We start from the raw sequence: 19,681 nt of genomic DNA, 5'->3' as shown, positions 1-19,681 counted from the left end.
TGATGCGCTTAAACGAACATCGTTACCGGATTCTCAATATAAGTTCTCAGGGTCTGTAAGAAAGCCGCTCCTGTTGCTCCGTCCACGGTTCTGTGGTCACAAGCAAGTGTCACTGTCATTACATTACCTGGTACAATAGCTCCGTCTTTAACAACTGGCTTTTGCACTATAGCTCCTACAGATAGAATAGCAGAGTTCGGCTGATTGATGATCGAGGTGAATTCTCGAATTCCGAACATACCTAAGTTAGAAACTGTAAAGGTGCTGCCTTCCATTTCCTGTGGAGTGAGTTTTTTGTTTCTGGCCTTGCCAGCAAGCTCTTTAACATTGGCACCAATCTGAGAGAAGGTCATCTGATCGGCAAACTTCAATACCGGTACAAGCAGGCCTTCGTCTACAGCTACAGCAACTCCAATGTGGATATGCTTGGCTATACGCGTTACATCGCCAGCCCATTGTGTATTGACTTGCGGATGCTTTCTAAGCGCCATGGCACAAGCTTTAACTACCATATCGTTAAAAGAGATCTTCACATTCGGATCCGAATTGATAGCCTTACGTGCCGCAATTGCGTGATCCATGTCTAATTCTATGGTCAAATAGTAGTGCGGTGCGGTAAACTTGGATTCTCCCAAACGCTTGGCAATGGTCTTGCGCATCTGAGAATTCTTAACCTCTTCAAAGCTTTCTTCGCCTACCGGCACATAAGCTTGGGTTCCAGCTGCAGCCGGTTGGTAATTCTCAATATCTCTTTTAATGATACGTCCGTTCTCGCCGCTTCCTTGTACTGTGGCTAAATTAATTCCGCGCTCTTCTGCCAATTTCTTGGCAAGTGGAGACACGAACAAACGCCCACCAGTATTGTTGGTAGTTGGCGCTGGCGCAGGAGCTGTTGCAGGTTTTGGAGCCTCTGCTTTAGCTTCTTGCTTTGGAGCCGGAGCTTCAGCTTTCTTTTCTTCTTTGGCAGCCGGTTTAGCACCAGACTTGTTATAGTTTTCGAGGATTCCGCTTACATCGGTTCCTTTTGGACCGATGATAGCCAGTACCTCATCTACAGGAGCAGTACCTCCTTCTTGAATTCCAATCTTTAAGAGCGTTCCTGCGTAAAAGGATTCGAACTCCATAGTGGCCTTGTCGGTTTCTATCTCGGCCAAGATATCGCCTTCTGCTACTTCGTCTCCTTCTTTTTTAAGCCAAGTCGCTACAGTTCCTTCTTCCATGGTATCACTCAAACGCGGCATGGTAATTACCTCTACCCCATCTGGAATACTCACAGTACCTCCATTGTCGCTGGCAGGGGCTTCTTCTTGGCTTGCTTCGGATGCAGACGCTTCTTCGGCCTGCTCTTTGGAATCATCCGTAGAAGATGCTCCATTAAGCAATCCTGAAATATCTTCACCAGACTCGCCAATGATAGCCAATAAGGTGTCTACCGCAGCAGTCTCTCCTTCTTCTATCCCGATATGCAATAAGGTCCCTTCATAGAAAGACTCAAACTCCATGGTCGCTTTGTCGGTCTCGATCTCCGCCAGAATATCTCCTTCTGCAACAGAGTCTCCTACCTGCTTCAACCATTTTGCCACCACACCTTCTTCCATGGTGTCGCTCAATCTGGGCATGTTTATTACTGTAGCCATTGTTATAGTTTATGCGGTAAAAAAGGATAATCTTCTTGTTCGTATACTACGTCGTACATCACGTTCTTGTCCGGATACGGTGATTCTTCTGCGAATTTCTCGCATTCGGCAACCATATCCTTAACGCGCTGGTCAATTGCAGCCACTTCTTCTTCTGTGGCGTATTTTTTCTTGTAGATGATATCCAATACGTATGCTATCGGATCTTGATCTTGCATTTTTGCAACCTCTTCTTTGGTTCGGTAATGCTGCGCATCACTCATGGAGTGCCCGCGGTAACGATAGGTTCTGATCTCCAAGAAAGTTGGTCCACCACCACTGCGTGCACGTTCTATGGCTTCATCCATTTCACGAGCAACTACATCTGGCTTCATACCATCGATCGCTTTACAAGGCATCTCATAACCCAAACCGAGTTTCCAGATCTCCGAGTGATTGGCGGTACGCTCCACAGAAGTTCCCATGGCATAACCGTTATTTTCCACACAGAAAACTACTGGTAGGTTCCAAAGCATGGCCAAGTTGAAAGTCTCGTGTAAAGACCCTTGACGTGTTGCGCCGTCTCCCATATAGGTAAGTACCACGCCTCCTTTATCGAAATACTTTTCGGCAAAGGCTAATCCAGCTCCTAATGGAATCTGACCTCCCACAATACCGTGACCTCCGTAGAAACCTTTGTCCGGAGAGAAGATGTGCATAGACCCTCCAAGTCCTTGAGAGGTTCCTGTTGCTTTTCCGTAGAGCTCTGCCATAACGCGTTTAGGATCTTCTCCCATCCCGATAGGCTGCACGTGGTTACGATAAGCAGTGATCATTTTATCTTTACTCAGGTCCATGGCGTGAAGCGCTCCCGCGAGAACAGCCTCTTGACCGTTGTAGAGGTGTAAGAACCCTCTAACCTTTTGTTGGATGTAAACCTGTGCAAGCTTATCCTCGAACTTTCTCCAGAAAAGCATGTTTTCGTACCAGTCGAGGTATGTTTTTTTGGTGATTTTTTTCATTGTTCGCTCTGAATTATTCAGTACAATTTTTCAGTAACAGAGTAACAAAAATACGGTTTTCCCAAGGATAAGAAAAACCCCGAAAATTAATTTTCGTAACGAAAACGTTTTAGAGGTAAGAACTGTTGAAATTTAATGGCAAAAGATTGGCTACGGACTTGGTTTTTACCACCGTACCGCTTGCCCCCATAAAGAAAATCTCTATAAGCGAATCCTGATTGTGCTCGTATTCCAACAAGGCTTGTCTGCAAGCGCCACAAGAGGTAACAGGCTCGCTGAGTTCGTAGTCAGAAGCGGCTGCAGTGATCGCTATTTGAGTAATAGTGACGCCAGGGTGATTTGCCCCTGCACTAAAGACTGCAACACGTTCTGCGCAGAGCCCGGTTGGGTAGGCCGCATTCTCCTGGTTGCTTCCAATAACAATAACACCATTCTCTAGGGCTACTGCCGCGCCAACCTTAAACTTCGAGTAAGGCGCATAAGCCTGCTCGCGAGCGGCAATGGCTTTTTGCATCAGAAAACGCGCCTCTGCCGGCAAGGCTTCCAAATTAGGGTAAACCTCATAGGTGGTAGTTATTTTTTGTTCCTTCATCGGTCTGAATCATTTAGAGACAAAAAAGGCTATCCGCATTGGATAGCCTTTTTGAATGTTTTTGTTTTTCTAGTACTCGTCGTAAGTATCTCCGAAGTTGAATGTCAACCCAAAACGAAGTGTTCCTTCTAGCGGACTTACCGAACGTGAGGTAGAGAAAAGGTATGACACATCGAATGCCAAGGAGGTGTATTTGAATCCGGCTCCTAGAGAAAAGAACTTACGGAAACCTTTATCCTCGCTTTCGTTGAAATATCCAGCTCTAAAAGCAAATACATCTTGATACCAGTATTCGGCACCTAATGCCCATTGCATTTCTTTCAGCTCTTCTGAGAAGCCGTCTGGTGCATCTCCAAAGGACTCAAAAATACCAGAGAAGAAGCTAATGTCTTCGTACTCTTGAGCATCTTCTTGGTCTATTACACCGTCGCCGTTAAAGTCACGAGGTGTTGGCACCAAAAGCTTATCGATTTCTGCCATCACCTGAATGCGGTTGTATTCGTCTAAAATGAAATCGAATCCACCACCAATAGAAAGGTTGGTCGGAATGTTGTTATCTGGAGCGTCATCTCCGTAGCTCAACTTAGGACCGATGTTAGAAATGTTGAAACCAGCTCTCCAACGTCCGTCGAAGCTGTTATAAGCAATCTCTTCAGATTGATAGTAACCAGCAATGTCTACAGCAAAAGTACTTGCCGCACTCGCGTCGTTCACTTGGTCAAAACGCAGGTTAGAGTTGATAAAACGTCCGGCAACTGCCATAGAGAAACGATCACTTAAACGCAATGAATAAGAAACATCCAAAGCGAATTCGTTAGGACGAACTATCAATGGCTCTTGTCCGGCAGTTTCTCTCAGTTCGATCTCTCCATTGCTGAAGTAACGGAAAGAAGCTCCAATGGCAGAGCGCTCATTGATTCTGTTGTAATAGGTTACGTTACCCAAAAAGATATCGTTTACTAGCTGACTCAGATAGGGAGTATAAGTCACCCCAATGGCTTGCTTAGAAAGGGCAAAGGAATATTTTGCAGGATTCCATTGCTGTGAAAAAACATCAGCTCCGGTAGCTACACCCATATCGGCAAGACCTGCCGCACGTGCATCAGCACCAATTAATAAAAAAGGAACTCCTGTAGTGATAACCCGTTGCTGAGCAGTTTCTTGGGCTAGTGACTTCCCTGCGATAAAACACATCACAAGGGCTAAACATATTTTCTTCATGAGATTTCGTCGTTTGAGCAAATATAAATTTATTTTTCGAAGTCATTTGAACTTTTTCAAGGACTTCACGGTTTGAGTTTAAAGGACCACCAGTTTTTCGTATTTCTCTACTTGCTGATTGGTCAAAGTTGATTTTACTGTTAGTTTATAGACATAGACCCCTTTTCCGATGCGATCTCCGAAATCATCGCGCCCGTCCCAAACGATATCTCGAGACAAGAATCCGTCTGTGGTGACCACTTGGTTTTTGGTCCAGACCACTTTACCACTCACAGTAAATACCTGCACCTGCACCTCTAGGGGTTCAAAGGGTCGGTTGTGGTTGAACCAAAACTCTGTATAGTTCACAAAGGGGTTCGGATAGTTTAACACCCGCTCCAATCGGAGTTCATCATCGCCAGCCACCACAAATTGAATGTCGGCTGTACTGGAATTATTATAGGTATCCCACGCCTTTAAGGTAAGGGTATGAGGCCCTTCTTCTAAGTTCTTTAAGCGATAATTGGCTGTACCTTGCGTAAAGTCATCTACGCCTGCCAGGTAATAATCATTCAGTACAATAGGATTAGACTCATCTCCGTCTAAAATAGCGACCATATCATGACCAATACCACTGGCGGTATTGATTCCGTGTTCATCCATGAGCTTTGCAATAAGGATAGGAGAATCATTGGTAATTCCTCCATTGACAAAACTCTCGTCGTTCATAAACAGCATGATCTCCGGACCAATATTGTCATCGGGAGCATTTTCATCCAAACCTCCCACCCGGATATCTTCGTTAAATCCGGTCTGATCTTCAAAGACGGCATTCTTTTCAGAATACAGACTCACTCTTCCGTTACCCACGGGCTGCGAAATATCTCGAGGCACTACGAATTCAACTTCGAACTGGCCATTGGTCACCGTAGCCTGCCCATTAAAGAGTCCTGCTCCCAGTGTCTGGTAATCCAGAATAAGCAAGGTTCCATCTGTAGCGGTCACACCATCGTTACCAAGGGTCTGGCGTTGCACATTCTTGTCGAATACTTTGATCTGTGCCACCCCGTTGTAGTCCGGCAGTGGAGCTCCACTTGGGGAGAGCACTTCTCCGCCAAGCTTAACACGACTCAAGGCTTTAAGAGTATCTGTGGCCGTTGCTATGGGCTGATCGTTCAAAGTTCGCAAGCGAATCTGTTGCTCCGGAAAGGCGAGTTTCATCGCTGGGTCCCCTACATAGAAAACCACGCGTCGATTACCGCTAGAGATCACATTCTTGGCCTTACGCAAGGCCTCTGCAGGCGCGTCGAAAGTGTCGCTCCCAAAGGCAAACAAGAAAGGAGCCAATCTGTTGTTGAACTCAACCCCTAAGGATACACTTATGGTACGCGTAGTGGTGATCAAAGCTATTGCACCTCCATTTTCATTCCAGTAAGTGAATTCCCCGGCCGTTGGTCTTAAGGGGTTGTCAAAACGAGAGAATTCACAGGTCACCGTAGCGATCAAAGGATAACGGTTAGTGTTCTGTAAACCTTCTGCATCGTCTTTGGTAAATATGAATTCTTTAGCCAGACCGTCTTCTCCACCATGCCCCAAATACGTTAGCACCAAAGCCCCAACATCTAAAGCATTGACAATTTCTTCGTTCACGTCTGGGTAGCGGTTTCCTCCCGCCGAGGTTTCCTGTAAAAAGGCATCCGTATGGATCTTCTTTACATTCACAAAGGGTTTATTGGCAGCAATATCGTCTCCCAAATTGTCCAGACTCACCTCCAAAGTGGTATATTCCCAAGCCTCGTCTACGTCGTCGCTCACCAAAACAAAGTTGTTGCGCCAATTTCCAAAAGACGCTTTGGCATCATAGGCAATGAGTTTGTCTACCATGGCATTGGCCAAAGCGATATCATCGGCCACGACACGACCAACTGCAATATCTAAGAGTTCTGTGGAGGTCATTCTTCCCTCTACCGGATCCATCATCCCGTAAAAATCATCGGACATATAACCCGACAGGGTATTGAAGCTATTAAAATCGTGATAGGTCGGAACTATATTATTATTGTTGCTGAGTCTGTCCTTATAATCTACAGAGGTATCCCCAAACAAGCAGAGATACTTGATACGGTTGTCTGCGGAGGAGGCGTTGTCATATAAATACTTGACTAAATTTCGAATGGCCCCAATATCTTGTGCGCCAGAGCTGAATTCCTGATAGATCCTATCTGTAGAGACCACTTTAACGCGCAAACCGTCACGATCTGCTCTATGGGCCGCCAATCGCAGTGCAGGCTGCATCATAAAAGGCGGAGCTACTATCAGATAGTCAATGTCTTGAAAGTTACCGTTGGAATCTTGCATCAAGGTTCCTTTCAAGTTTTGATTGGGTACAAAGGTCTCGTTAGCGCGGATAGGACTAAAATAGTCGTTTGGTGTAACGGCCACATATTGCCTAATCTGCCCCAAATTGGCCTTTAGATTTACCGTCGCTTCACCTTGGGTTTCTTTGCGCAGTGGATTTCTCGGATCGGTCACATCCCAGATCTGGGTATAGCCGCTCGCGTTATTGAAGGTATACTGCCCTATTCCAGACATGCCCGCGGCATCATTGTACTGAAAAGCGATCTGCGTATCTGTTCCGCTCAATTGTCTTTTTGCGGTGATCCCGATATAATCTAAAAAGGCAAAACTGGCTGGGTTTCCAGCGTTGTTATACGTAAGGGTCACGCTGACCTCATCACCACTGGCGTTTACTGTACCTATATAATTGTCTCCGGATGCCAAATTAACATCTCCAATGGCCGTAAAGGTCAAAACGTCTTGAGAGGTCCCATTTACCTGAACGTCCATGTTGGTGACCGATTCTGAGGCAGCTGCAGCACGAACCGTAACACTCATAGGTGTCCCTCCCACGATATTAGGAAATTCAAAATCGAAGGTTTGCTCACTTTCTACCTCGAATGGATTGCCAAACCAACGTCTCCCAACATTGACTATGCTGAATTCATCTTCTTCAAAGAACTGGTAATCGTCAAATTGACTGATCAAGGAAGTCGGAGGTCCGTCCGGTTCTGTTAGGTTAGCAATGCGACGCCCAGGGCCCGGACTTGCCGTAATATAATAGAAGGCATCGTCAGAATACGGATTGATATTGGTATCTAACTCTTGAATGTATCCGCGCGTACCTACTCCATAAAAGAGAATCTCGTCTCCGGAATCAAAACTCCCATCGTCACCACCTATAATTTGAATGGCCACTTCTGGCAGGTCATAAGCATCGTTCTCGTTGTTTCGCAAAGGCAGAGGTTTCCCGCCGTGTCCATATACTTTGATCGTGCTTGGGTCTATAGCATCGGTATTCATCCCCAAAGAACTCAAAAAGCTCTTGCTAATGCGATATACTCCGGTCTTATCAACCTTAAACTTGTACCAGCTTCCGCTGGCAAGGACAGAATTCGTTATCGGTAAGGCAACACTCTTTGGTGCAGCACTGCCTTGGTAATTAAAATCCGCAGCAAAAGAAACCACCTTTTCCAGACGACCATTACGACGAACCACCGGACTTATGGCAAGCACTGTATAACGCACATCACGCGCAACTGCAGTGGTAATAGAGGCCTGCACTTCTTTGGGCACATAGGCCGCAATAAGGCCGCGACGCTCTGTAGCGGTCAAAGGCGCATATCTGATATTGCTGATCTGCAGCGAATTCGGATTGACGATCCCGTTGTCTTTCCACTGCTTATAGAAAGTATATCCATCTGTATCTAGCAACTGCTCTACAGATAGCAAAGCATTGGAGTCGGTTGGTTGATCGAGTTGGTTTTGAGATTGCCAAGGCAAGACCACAGCCTGCTGCTGCGCAAATACCCATAACGGCAATACCATTAAAAGAATAGCAATTTTTCTGGTCATCACATTCAAAACGTCGGAATTGACGTATTAGTATCTACAAAAATAAGGGTTCAAACTCTTTTTTTTTGTACAGTGTATACTAAAGTTACAAATACAGCGTTATCCTATGGCCTACGGGCCATTGCGAGTATCGATAAAGAAATAATGTTGCAGATATGACGTTATTTACTATATTGCGAACCCATTTCTTAACAGAACTAAAACATGAAACGACCAACAATACTTAAGCTATTAGCTATTGTATTCCTGAGCACGATCATCTTTAGCTGTAGTAAATCCCGCGACTACAAAAGCAGTTCGCGTGCTACAGGTTGGAAGATGAATTCCAAAGAAGGTGGCTTTCAGTACAATCCCAAAGCGAAAGAACAAGAAACTGGACCAGGCCTTGTATTTATCGAGGGTGGTACCTTTACCATGGGCCGTGTTCAAGACGACCCAATGCACGACTGGAACAACTCTCCAACCCAACAACACGTTCAGTCATTCTACATGGACGAGACCGAGGTTACTAACCTAATGTACCTCGAATACTTGGATTGGATCAAGAGTGTATTCCCGCCAGAAAACGACAATTACAAAAAGATCTACAACGGAGCTCTTCCAGACACTTTGGTTTGGAGAAACCGTCTTGGTTTTAACGAAGTTATGACCAACAACTACCTAAGACACCCAGCATATGCAGAATATCCTGTGGTTGGTGTGAGCTGGGTACAAGCGACAGAGTTCAGCAACTGGAGAACCGACCGTGTTAACGAATTTATCTTGGAGCAAGAAGGCTTTACGGCTCGCGGCGCCAAGCTAAACGTTGAAGAAGGTCAAGCATTCAGCACCCAAACATATTTGAACGCTCCATCTCTTGCCTACGGAGGGAACGATTCAATTACGCGTGGTGGTAAGCGCTCTGCTTCTTTAATGAAAAGAAATACAGACAGTACAAACCTTTATGTTCAACGTAAGGATGGCTTACTTTTGCCAGCCTACCGCCTACCAACTGAAGCTGAGTGGGAATATGCTGCTCTTGGTTTAGTAGGTCTACGTTCTTACAACGTATACCGCGGACGTAAAAAATATCCGTGGGACGGACAATACACTCGTTCTGGACAACGCAGAAGTCGTGGTGACCAATTGGCTAACTTTAAGCAAGGCGATGGTGACTACGGAGGAATTGCAGGTTGGTCAGACGATGGCGCAGACATCACTGCAGAGGTTAAGTCTTACGAGCCTAACGACTACGGGCTTTACGACATGGCCGGTAATGTTGCAGAATGGGTTGCAGATATCTATCGTCCTATTGTAGATGACGAATTCAATGACTTTAACTACTACCGTGGTAACGTTTACACCAAGAACTACATTGATGCAGACGGAAAAGTTAAGATAGTAACTGCAGACTCTATCGTTTGGGATACTTTGAACAACGGAAAGATCGTGGCGCGTAACTTGCCAGGTGAGATCCTTCAGGTTCCTGTAGACGAAGAAGAGACTTACCTAAGAACAAACTTCGACAAGAGTGACAACCGCGACTATCGCGATGGTGACAAGCGTTCTACGCGTTACTTCGAATCGTTTAATGACGATGTAGAATACGACGATGAGAAGCGCATGTACAACTCGCCTAAACACTTGGTTGGAACTGACGATGAATCAGGTGGCTTAGACCGTCAATACGACGAATCTAACAAGCGTACCTCACTTATCAATAACGAAGTTCGCGTTTATAAAGGTGGATCTTGGAGAGATCGCGACTACTGGTTAGATCCGGCGCAACGCCGCTTCTTCCCACAGGATATGGCAACTGATTATATCGGTTTCCGCTGTGCGATGTCTCGTGTAGGATCTAAATCCAAAGACAGAAAACGTCCTAGAAACTAGGAACACACAATAAATGTAAAAGCCCTGTATTTAACGACAGGGCTTTTTTTTTGACTCCCACTTGCTGTATTTTTGTTACTGATGAATTTAGAGAAGCTATACCAAATCTTTTGTCAAAGTGCCGGCGTCTGCACAGACACCCGAAAATTGGAACCTGAGCAGATCTTCTTTGCACTGTCCGGTCCAAATTTCAACGGCAATAAGTTCGCTGCCAAAGCCTTGGAAGAAGGCGCTCTGGCCGTGGTGATCGATCAGTCAGAATATCAAGATGCTTCAAGCGACAAGTATTTCTTAGTTCCCGATTGCTTAAAGGCACTACAAGCCCTGGCCACACACCATAGAAGAGCTCTTGGCTTACCCATACTCTCATTGACCGGGAGCAACGGAAAAACAACTACCAAGGAACTGATTGCTGCCGTGCTGTCTCAAAAGTTCAACCTAAAGGCCACTGCAGGAAATTTCAACAATCATATAGGCGTCCCATTGACCTTATTGAGTTTTACTGCGGAGCACAATTTTGGCATTGTTGAAATGGGCGCCAATCACCAAGGAGAGATCGCAGAACTTTCCGCTATTGCTGAACCAGATTACGGCTTTATTACCAATTTTGGAAAAGCCCATTTAGAAGGCTTTGGCGGAATAGAAGGTGTAGTAAAAGGCAAGTCCGAACTTTACAGAAATATAGCCGCTAGAAAAAAGACGGTCTTTGTCAATGGCGACGACCCAAAACAAATGGAGCTGACAGAAAATATAGATCGCGTGGTAATAGGGGCAGCAATGCTCGGATATCAGTTGACCCTTAAGGCTACGAATCCTCGGGTGATCTTTTCGCTAAACGAGCTGCCTATAGAAAGTCACCTTATAGGCCAGCACAACGCAAAAAATATACGCGCGGCAATTGGTATCGGTTTACATTTTGGACTGAGTCCGCAGCAAATAAAAACCGGAATAGAAAGCTACAATCCGGAGAATAATCGCTCCCAGTGGATAAACAAAGCCCGCAATAAGATCTTATTAGACGCCTACAACGCCAATCCGAGCAGTATGGAAGCGACGCTAGAGAGTTTTAAGGCCTTGAGCAGTGAAGCACCTAAAACGGTGATCTTAGGCGATATGTTCGAACTTGGCCCAACGGCGGCGGCAGAACATCAAGCCATAGCTGATCTTGCCCACAAACTCGGCTTTGACCGTGTATTCTTGGTCGGCGCTAACTTCTATGGGGTCGAAGCCAGACAGGGGCAGATCAAATGCAGCGAATACGAAGATCTGGTAGTCGCGCTGCAGCAACAAAACACAGCAGGACACTTACTGCTTATAAAAGGTTCTCGAGGAATGGCTTTAGAGCGTATTTTGGATATCTTGTAGTCCATGCGACAGCTTTTTATCCTTACTCTGAGTTTAGTAACCGCCTACATTTACGGACAGGAGTCTTATACCTATGAACCTCCTAAAAATACTGGCGACGGCTGGCAAACTGCAGACCTAAGAGCAGTTGGCTTGGACTCGAGTCGGATCTATCAGTTGTTTGCCAAACTCCCTGAGGCCAATCATGAATTGCACAGTTTGCTGGTTGTTCAAAAAGGAGAATTATTATTGGAAGAATACTTTGCAGATCAATCTGCAGACAACCAGCACGACTTGAGATCGGCCACTAAAAGTATCCGATCACTACTAATTGGTATTGCGATAGACCAAGGTTTTATTGGCAGTATTGATGATCCCATTCAAAAGTATCTATATCCATTAGAAGCCGAAAAGAATCTGGACTTTAGAAAACAAAAGATCACCATAAGACACCTACTGACCATGTCTCCTGGCTGGGATTGTAACGACCGCGATAAGAGCTCCGCAGGACAAGAAGATCGCATATACAAAAAGAAAGATTGGCTGCAATATGCACTGGATTTAGCTATGAGCAATGAACCTGGTGAGGTCAGTAACTATTGCTCTATCGGAACGGTAATGCTTATGGCCGTTTTAGAGCGCGCTACCGGCATGAGTGTTGATGCCTTTGCAGAAGAATTCTTATTCGAGCCGATGGGAATTACGAACTACCGCTGGGATCATACGTCTAAAAAGGAGGTGATCAGCGCTGCTAAGCGTTTGTATATGACTCCGCGAGATATGGCTAAGATCGGGCAACTGGCCTTGAAAAACGGCCATTGGAACGGCGAGCAATTGGTTTCTGAAGCATGGATAGCACAATCCACCAGTCAGCACACATTTATTGACGATAGTGGCTACGGCTTTCTTTGGTGGATGACCGCTTTTCCGCACAACAATAAAGCCTTGACCGGTTTTGCAGCAAGTGGAAACGGCGGACAATACATTGTTGTCTTTCCAGATATCGAAGCTGTTTTTGTATTTACGGGTGGCGCATATAACTCACCAAAAGCACAATTCCCGCTATTTATTATCCGCGATATTCTAATCCCGACCTTCGGCGCGCGTAACTAATTGCTCTCAAAAGCGTCCAACAAACAAAACCAACCTATGAAAAAAGAAGCTGCACTACCTTTGGGCGTTGCATTGGGAATCTCATTTGGCACCACCATAGGTGCTATTACCGGAAATATTGGACTCTGGTTATCTTTAGGCATTGCCTTTGGAGCTGCCTTTGGCACTGCTTTTTCTGTGAGCGCTAAAAAGAAAGAGGGCGAGGAGTGATTTTTGGGCGCCCCCTGTAGTAAAACAAGTTTACTACAGGACCAGGCTTTCCGCTCTATCTTTCCGCTACGCGTAAAGGATGCCGCTTCAATCCTTGGCGCGGTGTTTTGGATTACTCGCTGCGCTCGTGATACAGTCATCGCCACCGCCGTAATCTGGATTGCCTGTGCCATCCATCTAACCGCACTCATAAAAATACAATCCGGAAAGCTGTTTCACAGCTTTTTAGATTTTTTGTTCGCGGCCGCTTATGAAAGCAAGTTACTGGATTACTCGCTGCGCTCGTGATACAGTCATCGCCAAAGTTGCAAATAGCATCCTTAAGATACAGCTTCGCTGCTTCTGCATTTTCTCTTCCAGCCTTACAAAAGCAAGCTTTTGACGTCTGAAAAAAGAAAATCCCGATGCTATTTGCATCGGGATACTGCTTGTCGTGGGTCATACTGGATTCGAACCAGTGACTTCTACCCTGTCAAGGTAACACTCTGAACCAACTGAGTTAATGACCCGTCTAACAAAGATATTTATTCTAAAAGGCAAGAACAAGTAATACACTGAGATTTGAATGAATAAAATGATAATTTTGGCGAGAAGAAATTAGCATCATTTTGCGCCCCATACTCCATTACAGCCTTCATTTTATCCTTCCGTTATTGGTGGCGTTACTCTTTTACAGAAAAGATTGGAAGAAGGCGTATCTGATATTTCTCGCGACCATGCTGGTAGATCTAGATCATATTTTTGCGGATCCGCTGTTTGATTCCAACCGTTGTAGTATTGATTTCCATCCGCTACATAGCTATTATGCCATGGGAGTCTATTTGCTTTTGCTCTTCTTAAAAAAACCCTTCCACCTTATAGGTTTTGGGCTTTTGATGCATATGCTGGCCGATGCTGTAGATTGCCTGCTGATGTAGACTCCGCAGCAATAGAGAATTACAATTTTAACATTTACGTTAGGAGTTTTTAAGCAGCAGTTGTTCTATTACTGAACCAACTAACTAAACCTATGAGAAAGTCAATCCTGATGGTCGCCTTGTTGCTGGGCGCCACCCCCAATCTTATTTCCCAAACCATACAAATGGAGCTCGCAGCCCCACAACCTTTTCTACAAGGCACAGACACGGGCGACATGGAATTTGCTGACCTAGACGGCGATGGCGACATGGATCTAATAGCAACCGGCTCAGGGAATATGAGCGATGGCTCTACCCATGGCGCGCTAACCACGCTTTACTTCAACGACGGCGCTGGGAATTTTACTGCTGTGAACGACCACGGCATAGAGAATATTCGCGTGAGCAAGATCGCCTTGGCCAACATTGATACCGATGAAGATCTGGACTTGCTCATCTCAGGCTTCACTAGCGGAGGATTCGCACTTACTAAACTCTACACCAACGATGGCAGTGGCAACTTTACTGAAGTGACAGGCTCACCTTTTGAGAGTTTGGAAAACGGATATTTCAATTTTGGAGATATTGACGGCGACAATGACCAAGACATAGTATTCTCTGGTGGGCACAGCGGTATTGAAGATGTAGTAAAGTACATCAATGACGGGAACGGGAACTTTAGCCTCGACACCACCATGGGTGTAACAGGTATAAGCGGTGTACTAGACCTATCGGATTACGACAACGATGAAGACTTAGACTTAATTATTTGCGGACAGGATAGTTCAGGAAATATCGTAACTCGACTTTATAACAATGACGGAAATGGCGATTTCACACTTTTCGCGGATGCCGGCCTTAACGGCGTAGAATTTGGCGATATAGCAGCCGCGGATACCGACGGCGACGAAGATCTAGACCTAGTTATCTGCGGAAGCAGTGCTGCCGGAGATTTTGTAACTGAATTCTATCGCAACAATGGCGACAGTACCTTCACCCAACTTACCGATGTTCCATTTCTAGGATTGGGAGCCAATGGCGAAACCTCCTTCAACGATTTTGACAATGATGGCGACGTGGATGTGTTTGTAATTGGCTCTGCAAATGGCGGTCTACCCAATATATACAGCCACATATACGAAAATCTCGGTGACAACAGTTTTGTGCTATCCGATGAATTTGTTGGGGGCTACTTATCTACCCATGCTGTTGCCGATGTGGATGGAGACAGCTTGTTGGATGTTGTTATTGGTGGCACCACCACAGGTACTCCAGTGAGAGGATCCTTTCTTTATAAGAATGTGAGTGCTGTTTTGAGTGCTTCGGATTTTGATTTGAACTCCGCCTTACGCATTTACCCTAATCCGTCAAACGGACGGTTCAATATTGAATTAGCCAGTATACCAAACGGTCAATTGAGTATTTACAATATAGCTGGACAACGTATTTACGACCAATCCTTGATTGGTGGAATAAACAGCCTAGAAATGTATCTTGCCAACGGCGTTTACCTGGCCGTTATAAACACCCAAACACAACAGATCACCAGAAAACTAGTGATCAAAAACTAATGCCCCTGAATCGCGACCCCTTTTTATCAACAGATTATCACGCTTACGCGCGATAATCCTGAAGGTTACCGAAATGAAGTTTTGCAACGCAAAACCAAACATCCAGTGGATGTTTGATGGAGGTAGCCGCGAAGCGGAAAGAACTCATTCGATAGAGTCCCGAGCGCCCCCTTCTGGGATTATCGCGCTCACGCGCGATGATCCTGAAGGGGGTTACCACAGCAAAACAACCCTCCCGGGTTGTTTTTCATTTGCTTAAAAACCTGAAAGCAAGCTTTCGGTTTTTTGCAAATGAAAAAACCCACCTCATTTGAGGTGGGTTTTGCTGTGGGCGCGAAGGGATTCGAACCCCTGACCCCTTGGGTGTAAACCAAGTGCTCTGAACCAACTGAGCTACGCGCCCTTGCTTTGTTAAGCGGTTGCAAATATAGGTTCTTTTTTTATTGGTACAATACTTTTTGAAGAAAAAATTTAGACCACCTCCGCTACCGTGAAGGTACTGCCTCCAACGTAAATGAGGTCTTTGTTTGAGGCGCGTCTTTTGGCAGCCCCTAAGGCTCTTCCTACACTGCTGTAAACCTTACCCTTACGCCCTTGTGCTTGGAAAATTGCCTGTAATTCTGTAGCCGACATGGCACGTGGAATATTCGCCTGACAGAAATAGTAGCTTGCATCTGCAGGAAACATCCCAACCAATTCATTCACTTGTTTGTCACTCACAAACCCTAACACCAAATGCAGCTGCTCATAGCTGCTTTGTTCTATCTGATTCAGAACAATGGTCAGGCCCTCTTTGTTGTGGGCTGTATCTGCTATCACCACAGGCAGCTCTTGTAAAACCTGCCACCTGCCTAACAATCCAGTTGAAGAAACAACTTGTTTTAAACCTTTTTTAATGGCCGCCTCAGGAATTTCATAACCTCTGAGCTTAAGCTGTTCAATGGCCAGTAACACTGTTCGTGAATTTTGTTTCTGGTAATCCCCTTTAAGATCTAAATCATAATTAGGGAATGGATTGGATTCTGCAAAAAAGATGGGCGCGGCAACAGACTCAGCAGTCTGCAAAAAGACCGCTTTGGTCTCTGGCACAGTCTCTCCTATTACAACAGGAATTCCGGGCTTCATGATCCCAGCCTTTTCTGCCGCAATAGACTCTAGTGAATTGCCTAAGAACTGCATATGATCGAACCCAATGTTTGTTATTACACTTACCTCTGGAGTTATGACATTAGTACTGTCTAATCGACCTCCTAAGCCTACTTCCACTACGGCAATGTCTACTTGTTCGCGCTTAAAATGATCAAAAGCCATCCCAACGGTCATTTCGAAAAATGACAACTGCTGTTTCTCGAAGAATGCCCTATGTTCGTCCACAAATTGAACAACGCCGCGCTTACTAATGGGTTTGCCATTTATCTTGATGCGTTCCCTAAAGTCTTTGAGATGCGGTGAGGTATACAGGCCAACTTTATAGCCTGCAGCCATAAGAACAGCTGCTAGCATATGACTGCATGAACCTTTTCCATTGGTTCCAGCCACGTGAATACTCTTGAACCCCTGCTCAGGGTTACCCAAATGATCGCGCAGAGCGCGCGTATTGGAAAGATCTATCTTATAAGCTGCCCCACCTACCCTTTGGTACATGGGCAGCTGTTTGTATAACCAATCGAGTGTTTGTTGATAGTTTATGGCCTAACGTTTTATAAAGCGCTTGGAAATAGTTTTAGAATCTCCCCCGATTTGAAGCACATAAACTCCTTTCGGTAAGTCGCTCACCTGAATAGACAGTTTATTCGAATCGGTAGATGTTACATGTTGTTGATTAACCACTTGCCCTAGGGAATTGTATATTCTATAATCACTTACAGTTGTTCCCTCCGGCATGGTAAGAGTTATTTGCTCGCTTGCCGGATTTGGACTTAGGACAATCGAATCCTCCAAATCAAATTCATCGTTAGACAAAGCAATTCCAAAAATCTCTAATAAATAACTAGAACGTCCGTAAGTAGCCGCATATAATAAAGTGTCGTCGTTTAAAACATGAAGGTCGGTTACCACAACTGATGGTAATTGCGCACCAGCCGTTACCCAAGTCGCACCATCATCTCCCGACCCAAGCACTCCAATATCGGTTGCCAAAAATAAGTTCCCCTGCCCGTCTTGCACAATATCGTTTACCGGGATATCTGGTATTGAAGACCCAATATTCGTCCAGCTTGCGCCAAAATTGGTGCTTTTGTAAACATGACCAATATCCTCACCAAATCGATAGCCCGAAAAGGTCGCATATAAGGTATTAGCGTCGTAACGAGACATAAGCACTTTGGTTACCCATCTATCGGGCAAACTGCTCGAAACATTATTCCAACTCGTTCCTGCATTATTACTTACCCAAATGTTTCCGTCGTCGGTCCCTGCGATAAGTAGGTCCGAATCCAATGTAGACACATCGATACTAGTTAAGGTACCAAAACCATTATTGCCGGAATAAGGCCCATCGTGTAAAACCGGGCTAATCGCTGTCCAACTACCTGCCGCATCGGTAGAACGATAAACTCGTTCAGCTCCGTAATACACTATATTAGGATCGGCCGGATCCAGAATAATAGGGGTATCCCAATTTTTCAACTCGCTCGGGCTAATTCCGCTCATGGCAACATTAAAGGTAGCTGCATCGTCGGTAGACTTTTGTAAAAATCCACGTTGAGCCAAGGTATAGATCACATTAGTATTGGTTGGATCGACCAAGGGCTGAAATCCGTCTCCGCCTGTAATAATATCCCAATCTCCACTACTGCCCGGCACAATTCGCATTGTACTATTATCTTGGCTTCCACCGTATTGTTTACCTTGGTTTTGTGCATCCACATGGAAACGATAAAACTGAGTGATTGGTAATTTTTCGTTCTTTTCCCAGGTTGCCGCATTGTCGGAACTGCTGTAAAATCCACCGTCATTCCCCAAGAGTACTTCTCCTGCCACCGAGGGGTTAAAAGCCAGCGCATGCTGATCCACGTGTACACCCGCAAATGCAGGTCCCCAGCTAGCTCCCCCATCAGTCGATTTTTCGACCACAAATCCTACATTATAAATGGTGTTCTCATCAGTCGGATCGATAAAAATACCTCCAAACCACCAATGAAAACCTACATTGGTTAAATCTCCACCTCCCAGTGAAGTCCATGAGTTTCCTCCGTTTGAAGTTTTAAATACATCTAGAATTGAGCCGTTTCTATCGGCATATAGGGCATAGAGTACATCGGGATTAGATTGCGAAATATCGATACTAATTCGCCCTTTGTCTTCCGGTAAACTCGGAAGGCCAACAGTAAGTTCGGTCCAGGAAGCACCAGCATCTGTAGAACGGTATATGCGAGAGGTTTCACCGCCATAAATTCTAAATTCGGGGCGACGAATGCGCTCCCAGCTAGCGGCATACACAATATTTGGATTAGTAGGATGTATCGCCATATCGATCACACCTGTAATATCGGATACAAACAACACCTGATCCCAAGTATCACCTCCATCTGTACTTTTATAAACGCCTCTGTTAGAATCATCCCTAAACAATGGCCCCATCGCACCCACATAAAGGGTCTGATCGTCGGTGGGATCGATCACAATCTTACCTACACTACCAATATCGGGTAAGCCTTTAAACTCCCAATTAATACCACCATCGGTACTTTTAAAAATACCATTCCCATCATAAGCCAAGGAGCCTCCACCGGCATTGGGTTCCCCGGTACCAACATAGATAATATCCGGGTTGTTAGCGGCGATTTCGATATCACCGATAGCCAACATTTCCTGAGCGTCAAAAATAGGTGCCCATGTTGTTCCACCATTAATTGTTTTAAAAATTCCACCAGATGCCGCTCCCACAAAGTAGGTGTCTGATTGTGTAGGATGAATTGCAATATCGGAAATTCTACCCCCTATATTATAAGGGCCATTTTGCTTCCAATCGGGAATCGCTCCACGAGTATTGACTATTTGATTTTGTTTCCAGGCAATGGCACTGGCGTAGGCTCGGGTGTCTATTTCGCCACTGGGATAAGCCCGTTGCATAAAGAGAATATCCCCAGGTTTTTCAGAAGGAATAGTACTCAGATCGTATTTTGGTTTGTCCGCGCAACTCAAACATAAGAGTAGCGTTAACAATCCGAATAAGTGAAAGGTAGTAGGCTTTTTCATCTATTTTCAAAATTTTTATTGCCCGGCTGTTAAGCGAATAAAAATTATTTGCATAGATCAACCGCTTCGCTTTCGCACAAAAATTTTAGTTCTAGTAGTGGGTATACTAACAACTAAATTTGTTTGTGCTCAT

The 19,681-nt window shown here is 45.1% G+C and carries 13 protein-coding genes and 2 tRNA genes; 6 read left to right on the top strand and 9 right to left on the bottom strand.

Annotated features, from left to right (window positions below; translation table 11 throughout):
* Window positions 1–8: 8 nt before the first annotated feature.
* From BTO09_RS09565 to porU, 5 genes are all read right to left on the bottom strand, one after another.
* A complete protein-coding gene (locus tag BTO09_RS09565; RefSeq protein ID WP_087524557.1) occupies window positions 9–1,637 on the bottom strand; it encodes a pyruvate dehydrogenase complex dihydrolipoamide acetyltransferase in 1,629 nt (542 codons plus the stop codon).
* Between the two features lie 2 nt (window positions 1,638–1,639).
* Complete coding sequence (gene pdhA / locus BTO09_RS09560) at window positions 1,640–2,638, bottom strand: pyruvate dehydrogenase (acetyl-transferring) E1 component subunit alpha (protein ID WP_087524556.1); 999 nt, start codon at window positions 2,636–2,638, stop codon at window positions 1,640–1,642.
* 109 nt (window positions 2,639–2,747) lie between these two features.
* On the bottom strand, window positions 2,748–3,230 hold the full coding sequence (cdd, locus tag BTO09_RS09555; RefSeq protein WP_087524555.1) for a cytidine deaminase: 483 nt from the start codon (window positions 3,228–3,230) through the stop codon (window positions 2,748–2,750).
* A gap of 69 nt (window positions 3,231–3,299) precedes the next feature.
* The gene (gene porV, locus BTO09_RS09550; RefSeq protein WP_087524554.1) at window positions 3,300–4,451 is read right to left on the bottom strand and encodes a type IX secretion system outer membrane channel protein PorV; all 1,152 of its coding nucleotides are present in this window, start codon (window positions 4,449–4,451) and stop codon (window positions 3,300–3,302) included.
* A 78-nt stretch (window positions 4,452–4,529) separates the two neighbouring features.
* A complete protein-coding gene (porU, locus tag BTO09_RS09545) occupies window positions 4,530–8,342 on the bottom strand; it encodes a type IX secretion system sortase PorU (RefSeq protein ID WP_087524553.1) in 3,813 nt (1,270 codons plus the stop codon).
* A gap of 204 nt (window positions 8,343–8,546) precedes the next feature.
* On the opposite strand from porU, the gene gldJ reads away from it, so the two are divergent.
* The 4 genes from gldJ (at window position 8,547) to BTO09_RS14530 (ending at window position 12,881) form a co-directional block, all read left to right on the top strand.
* Window positions 8,547–10,214 carry a gliding motility lipoprotein GldJ gene (gene gldJ, locus BTO09_RS09540; protein ID WP_087524552.1) on the top strand — a complete coding sequence of 556 codons (1,668 nt, stop codon included), beginning with the start codon at window positions 8,547–8,549 and terminating at the stop codon, window positions 10,212–10,214.
* 81 nt (window positions 10,215–10,295) lie between these two features.
* A complete protein-coding gene (gene murF, locus BTO09_RS09535) occupies window positions 10,296–11,579 on the top strand; it encodes a UDP-N-acetylmuramoyl-tripeptide--D-alanyl-D-alanine ligase (RefSeq protein WP_087524551.1) in 1,284 nt (427 codons plus the stop codon).
* Window positions 11,580–11,582: 3 nt separating this feature from the next.
* Window positions 11,583–12,671 (top strand): serine hydrolase, encoded by a 1,089-nt coding sequence (locus BTO09_RS09530; protein ID WP_087524550.1) that lies wholly within the window; start codon window positions 11,583–11,585, stop codon window positions 12,669–12,671.
* A gap of 36 nt (window positions 12,672–12,707) precedes the next feature.
* The gene (locus BTO09_RS14530; protein WP_198356479.1) at window positions 12,708–12,881 is read left to right on the top strand and encodes a hypothetical protein; all 174 of its coding nucleotides are present in this window, start codon (window positions 12,708–12,710) and stop codon (window positions 12,879–12,881) included.
* A gap of 434 nt (window positions 12,882–13,315) precedes the next feature.
* Here the strand turns inward: BTO09_RS14530 and BTO09_RS09520 are convergent.
* Window positions 13,316–13,390 (bottom strand) — tRNA-Val (locus BTO09_RS09520).
* Window positions 13,391–13,489: 99 nt separating this feature from the next.
* Between BTO09_RS09520 and BTO09_RS09515 the strand changes: the two genes are divergently transcribed.
* Window positions 13,490–13,798: a DUF6122 family protein gene (locus BTO09_RS09515; RefSeq protein ID WP_369826868.1), complete on the top strand. Its 309-nt coding sequence runs from the start codon at window positions 13,490–13,492 to the stop codon at window positions 13,796–13,798.
* A 92-nt stretch (window positions 13,799–13,890) separates the two neighbouring features.
* Window positions 13,891–15,348, top strand: coding sequence for a T9SS type A sorting domain-containing protein (locus tag BTO09_RS09510; RefSeq protein ID WP_087524547.1), 1,458 nt, complete (start codon window positions 13,891–13,893; stop codon window positions 15,346–15,348).
* A gap of 328 nt (window positions 15,349–15,676) precedes the next feature.
* On the opposite strand, the gene BTO09_RS09505 is transcribed toward BTO09_RS09510, so the two are convergent.
* The 3 genes from BTO09_RS09505 to BTO09_RS09495 form a co-directional block, all read right to left on the bottom strand.
* A tRNA-Val gene (locus BTO09_RS09505) sits at window positions 15,677–15,751 on the bottom strand.
* 68 nt (window positions 15,752–15,819) lie between these two features.
* Complete coding sequence (locus BTO09_RS09500; RefSeq protein ID WP_369826867.1) at window positions 15,820–16,992, bottom strand: folylpolyglutamate synthase/dihydrofolate synthase family protein; 1,173 nt, start codon at window positions 16,990–16,992, stop codon at window positions 15,820–15,822.
* A gap of 48 nt (window positions 16,993–17,040) precedes the next feature.
* On the bottom strand, window positions 17,041–19,548 hold the full coding sequence (locus tag BTO09_RS09495) for a T9SS type A sorting domain-containing protein (RefSeq protein ID WP_087524545.1): 2,508 nt from the start codon (window positions 19,546–19,548) through the stop codon (window positions 17,041–17,043).
* Window positions 19,549–19,681 lie beyond the last annotated feature (133 nt).

Source organism: Gilvibacter sp. SZ-19 (assembly GCF_002163875.1).
Taxonomy (GTDB): Bacteria; Bacteroidota; Bacteroidia; order Flavobacteriales; family Flavobacteriaceae; genus Gilvibacter.
The sequence above is the reverse complement of the archived record's forward strand: the minus strand, read 5'-3'. Positions and strand labels throughout refer to the sequence as shown.